Here is a 4,665-nt window from a genome sequence, read left to right as displayed (position 1 = left end):
AATTGAGTGACGATCCTCAACCCAAATAATTCTGGTTCTAGTTCCAGGACATAATATCCCATATACCTAAAGGACTCAGATTCGCTTAAATCATGATTACAAGGGGTACATTTATGGGGATAGTGTGGAATGATTACTTCCGCCTTCAGAGGTTGCTGACGACCAAAACCTTTTCCTCCTGGTTGTTTTCCTGGCTTCCTCTTTGATTTTTGCTTCTTTTCTGGTTCTGAAGATTCATCTCTTTTATCCAACTCAGTTTGTCCCAACTCGGTTTCAGATTCTGAACCTGGGTTTGATTCTTCTGTGGTTACTTTTAAACCGTAAGGATTATCTTTTGATGGTGGCTGAGAACTATTTTCTGAACTCTGCTGTTGCTTTTCCCATAAATCTGTGGCTAATTGATGTAGATTTTTGGCTACTTCTACCAATCTCTCTTTTTCGAGAGACTTGAAGTAGTCTTCGTTCATCTGTACCAAGTCATTTTTATCTAATTGAGCCATGTTTTTAACATACACCACAAAGGTGGAGTTGGCTTATTTTTGACTGGGGGGAAATGAACGGTTACAGTCCACTACCCGCTTTCGCAAATCTACACTATAAGTCATCTAACCTGATTGATTTCTCATCTAGCTTATATTATTTCATATGTTTCCTATTTAGAATGACTATAAAGCTGGAAGTCAAGCTTATTTGAAAGCGGTTGAAGCTCTACCACGTCGTGGTCGAATTGAAGCTTTGGAGCGAGGGATGAGTACACTTTCAATGGGTTTGTCAGATTTGGTTGAGGAAACCTCAAGATTGAACAAAAGTTAGCGAACATTATTACCTAGTTTTTTTTCGACCCAAGATACCGTGAAAAGTCAGAACTTATATTTCCTCCAAAAGATGCCGTGAAAAGTCAGAGGCTGGCAAAGACTAAAAGATATGGTCGTAGGATGGCAGTTAATGAATGAAGAATAAAAGATATAGATATAGATAACTAAGAAATAAGTAGATAAATAAAAGAAGTAAATGTAAAGAAAAATGTAACTAAAGGACAAAGGGAGCTAAAAAAGAGCTAATAAAACTAAAGTTAATCAAAAAACAGCTTTAATACTTGAAAAAATCGCCAAATTTTCTGAAGTATCTGTAATCTATATCGGCATTTAAAAATAGATTACAGATATGGATATATAGATATAGCCAAATTAATCGAGATAGATATAGGTAGTAAAGGAAAATAAATTAAACGAGAGAAATTACCGATTCAATTTTGGGTGAGTTTTTGCCTTTCTGATTGTGGTATTGACCAAGTTGATGTTTATCGTGATGAAATTGAAGATCAGTAGCTCTCAAATGAAGAACATCATAAATAACAGATTGACCGCAGTGTGTGAGTCGTTTGAGGGCAGCGATCGTAATCAACCATTTATCTGGATGGGGACGATTTAAAACATCGTTATAAGCCATAATCGCATCAATATAGCGATTGACCTTTTGACGGGAAAGTTGGGAACGGCGCTTTCTAGGGGAGATGGTGTCATCGGTTCGCTCAGACCGATGAGATGAATTAGAAGTGGTGGTCGTATCAGATGGTTTGAGCTGAGACTCAGACTGAGATTGAGGTTGAGGTTGAGATTTAGGTTTAGATGTAGATGCCCTTGAAGCAGAAGAGGAATGAGAATTAGCAAGCACTTGAACCAGACCATGAATCGCATCAGTCAAACTAGACAAAGACTGTTGTTGGCGATCCATGCGGTCAAAAAGAGCCTCGGATTGAAGAGCTGTTGGGCGATCTAGGGAAGAAAGTTCTTCGGTTTTGGCTTGATTATCTTGGGCGCTTGAATCAACAACATTCGATTGAGCTACATCAGGTGGAGCAGATGAACCAAATGTAGTTTCATCTGGTTGAGATAGTTCGACTGAAAGCGGTTGCTCATCAGCTACAGCATCTTGATCGCCATCGAGATTCAATTTCGATGGTGACTGTTCAAGATCTGAGAGTTTTGATTCAAAAGTCAAATCAGTCAGTTTGGTCGTTAACTGTTGAGGAGTAAGACTCAAAGTATCAGCAGTAGAGAGTAGAGATTGAGCCAATTCCAGAACAAAATGATTAGCAGCAGCACGATTGTGCAAATCAAATTGCTTTTGTATTCGAGCCAGAGCAGTTCGATCATCGGAGAAAACCCGCAAATGAACCAAACTACCATGAGACTTGGTGGGAGTCTTCGTTTGACTGGGATCAAAAGCTTCTAAGACTTGTACTCCATCTTCTTGTAGCTTAATACCCAAACGACCATCGACATTACCTTGACCGTCAGCAATCTTATAATCCCAGTAATGACGTTGAGCAGCCATACTGGTACGTTTCTCACTATTAGCCTCATGTAAAATCTGAAAATGTCCCTGGATATAAGCTCGAAACTCCAGATCAGAAACCGTCGGCGGACAAAACCAATGAGTAGCGATGGTGGCATAAACAGCCCGAAACAGATGAGTATAAAGATTTCCCTTACCCTCACGAAGAGGAACTAAATCGCGAAAATGGCGATCGCAAGCTAGAGCTACAGCTTGTTCATACTGGTCATTAATTTGGCGATTAGTCAGATGAGAAGTATCAAGCCAACCACGCAGAAGTGCGATCGCCTGAAGCACATTTTTAGCCTCGACTAAAGTAGGAATCTCAAAATTAAGAGCAACAGACTCCTGACGACGCTTAACCGCACCAGTAAACATAACCGAGTAGGTAGATTTAAAAGTAAAATGTGCAGTTTTCAAAATCTCACTAACCCGACGACCAGTAACCACAGCCAAACCAGCAGCCACTTCCGACCAGATACGAGATTGAAGTAATTGATTTGCCATGGAGGCGATCGCGTCAGTTGAATCTAAAAATTGAGTAGTACGAGAGGCGGTAGCACCAGCAGCCATGGAATTAATCTCCATCCATTGAGAAGCAGAAAAACCCACCACTAAAAGAGCTGGATGATCGGGGTCGATGACCTTAATCGCATTACGAACATCAGTGATCCGATTCTTCTGTTGATGGGGTGAAATCAAACCTCGCGAGCGCAATTGCTCCTTGATAAAATAATCCCATTCTTGAGCTATCTCTAAATCCTCTTGAGTATCAGAGAGTTGAACTAAGCGAGGAAGATGTTCGGCTAAAAGTTCACGAAGCCAATTAGTACGTGCAACTGCACAAGCTCGATCTAACAAAGACGAATCAAGAGAAAGCATAATCTAAGTGGTCAACTAAAAGGTTTTTAGAGGTTGTTACTGATTTCGACAATCGCTTCTCCTTGTCGCAATCGTGACAAGGCATCAGGCAAAGTAGAGGTAAGTAGTTGTCGTAAGTTACGGTTCGTGACATTGCCACAGGTGAGCCACAAAATTTGAGGAGGTGTCCCTAATCGACAAACTAAGTCAATGAAGTCACTGTCTTTAGTCATAATTACAGCATTTGCAGTTCGTGCTGCCTCAAAAATCTTAGTATCTTGAGCATCTCGTAGTTGAAGCTCTCTCAAAGCAGTAGCTTCGAGAGGGAAATTATTGGTCAACCAGTTGGCTAGAGTTGGTGGTAGTTGAGCGTCAATCCAGAGCTTCATGCAGTTATTCGAGGAAAATCAGTACGTCGCGCGGCAAAAAGCAAGCAAGCTTGAATATCTTCAAGTTCTAAATCGGGAAAATCCCTTAAAATTTCAGAAGTGCTGACGTTTTCAGCCAGCATTTCAAGGATATCGGTAACGCGAATCCTCATCCCTCGAATACATGGACGGCCTCCGCATTGACCTGGGGTTTGGGTAATTCGAGATAGCAAATTGGTCATTGAGTTCATGAGAGAATTTAAACTTTTAATTTTGGCTTTTGAGCGCTCGGCTTTGCTGGTACGCGAAGCGAAATTGCACGATTGACTTTTATTTGACTAACCATATCATATTATAACAATATCTATACTAGAAAGCAAGATTAAAGTATAGATAAAATTAATGATATAGATATAGATAGAATGAACGATCTCAAAACATCAACAAGACATAAAGTATATAAAATAAAGCTTTCAAGTTTTGAAATAATTGACTAATATGAAGTCCGCTTAATTAGTTCTAAAATTAATTGAAGCTATCAATATGACATAAATCAATGCCCAGCTCCCTCAAATTAAAATCTCATCTGAGTTTAGAAGAACTAAAACAACGTTATCGAAACAGTTGTGACTCAGTAGAACGTTCTCATTATCAAATCATATGGCTTTTAGCTAGTGGCAAGACTGTAGCAGAAGTAAGTAGTATTACCAACTATAGTACAAAATGGATTTATAAGTTAGCTAGTCGCTATAACCATTTAGGAGAGGAAGGGTTAGGCGATCGCCGACATCAAAATCAGGGGAATAAACCTTTGCTAGATGATGTGCAGTTAGCTCATTTGTGGCAAAGATTACAAACCCCACCAGTAGATGGAGGTTTATGGAATAGTCGTAAAGTGGCAGACTGGATGTCGGAGCTTTTAGAACGTCCCGTGAGTAAACAAAGGGGATGGGAATATCTTAGAGGGTACGAACTCAGACTCAAACAACCGAGACCAGCTCATACTGAATCAGACCCTTTTGAGCAAGAAAAATGGAAAAAAACTTCAAAACAGATATCAAAAACTATGCCGAGATAATCCCCAGGCCATAGTAGAACT

The 4,665-nt window shown here is 39.9% G+C and carries 4 protein-coding genes and 1 pseudogene; 1 reads left to right on the top strand and 4 read right to left on the bottom strand.

Going from position 1 to position 4,665, the window contains the following annotated elements; all coding sequences use genetic code 11:
• From PLEUR7319_RS37570 to PLEUR7319_RS0133540, 4 genes and pseudogenes are all read right to left on the bottom strand, one after another.
• Nucleotides 1-500 (bottom strand): annotated as a pseudogene (locus tag PLEUR7319_RS37570) (IS66 family transposase); the annotation flags it as partial.
• A gap of 724 nt (nt 501-1,224) precedes the next feature.
• Entirely contained in the window at nt 1,225-3,219 is a 1,995-nt protein-coding gene (locus PLEUR7319_RS0133550) for a protelomerase family protein (RefSeq protein ID WP_019509622.1), read from the bottom strand.
• A 26-nt stretch (nt 3,220-3,245) separates the two neighbouring features.
• Entirely contained in the window at nt 3,246-3,587 is a 342-nt protein-coding gene (locus tag PLEUR7319_RS0133545) for a DUF5615 family PIN-like protein (protein WP_019509621.1), read from the bottom strand.
• Entirely contained in the window at nt 3,584-3,817 is a 234-nt protein-coding gene (locus tag PLEUR7319_RS0133540) for a DUF433 domain-containing protein (protein WP_026102949.1), read from the bottom strand. Before PLEUR7319_RS0133540 ends, PLEUR7319_RS0133545 begins: the two co-directional genes overlap by 4 nt.
• A gap of 305 nt (nt 3,818-4,122) precedes the next feature.
• Between PLEUR7319_RS0133540 and PLEUR7319_RS37565 the strand changes: the two genes are divergently transcribed.
• Nucleotides 4,123-4,644, top strand: coding sequence for a winged helix-turn-helix domain-containing protein (locus PLEUR7319_RS37565; protein ID WP_019509619.1), 522 nt, complete (start codon nt 4,123-4,125; stop codon nt 4,642-4,644).
• Nucleotides 4,645-4,665: the final 21 nt, after the last annotated feature.

The organism is Pleurocapsa sp. PCC 7319 (assembly GCF_000332195.1).
GTDB lineage: Bacteria > Cyanobacteriota > Cyanobacteriia > Cyanobacteriales > Xenococcaceae > Waterburya.
Note: the sequence above shows the minus strand (reverse complement) of the source record. Positions and strands in the feature narration are given on the sequence as shown.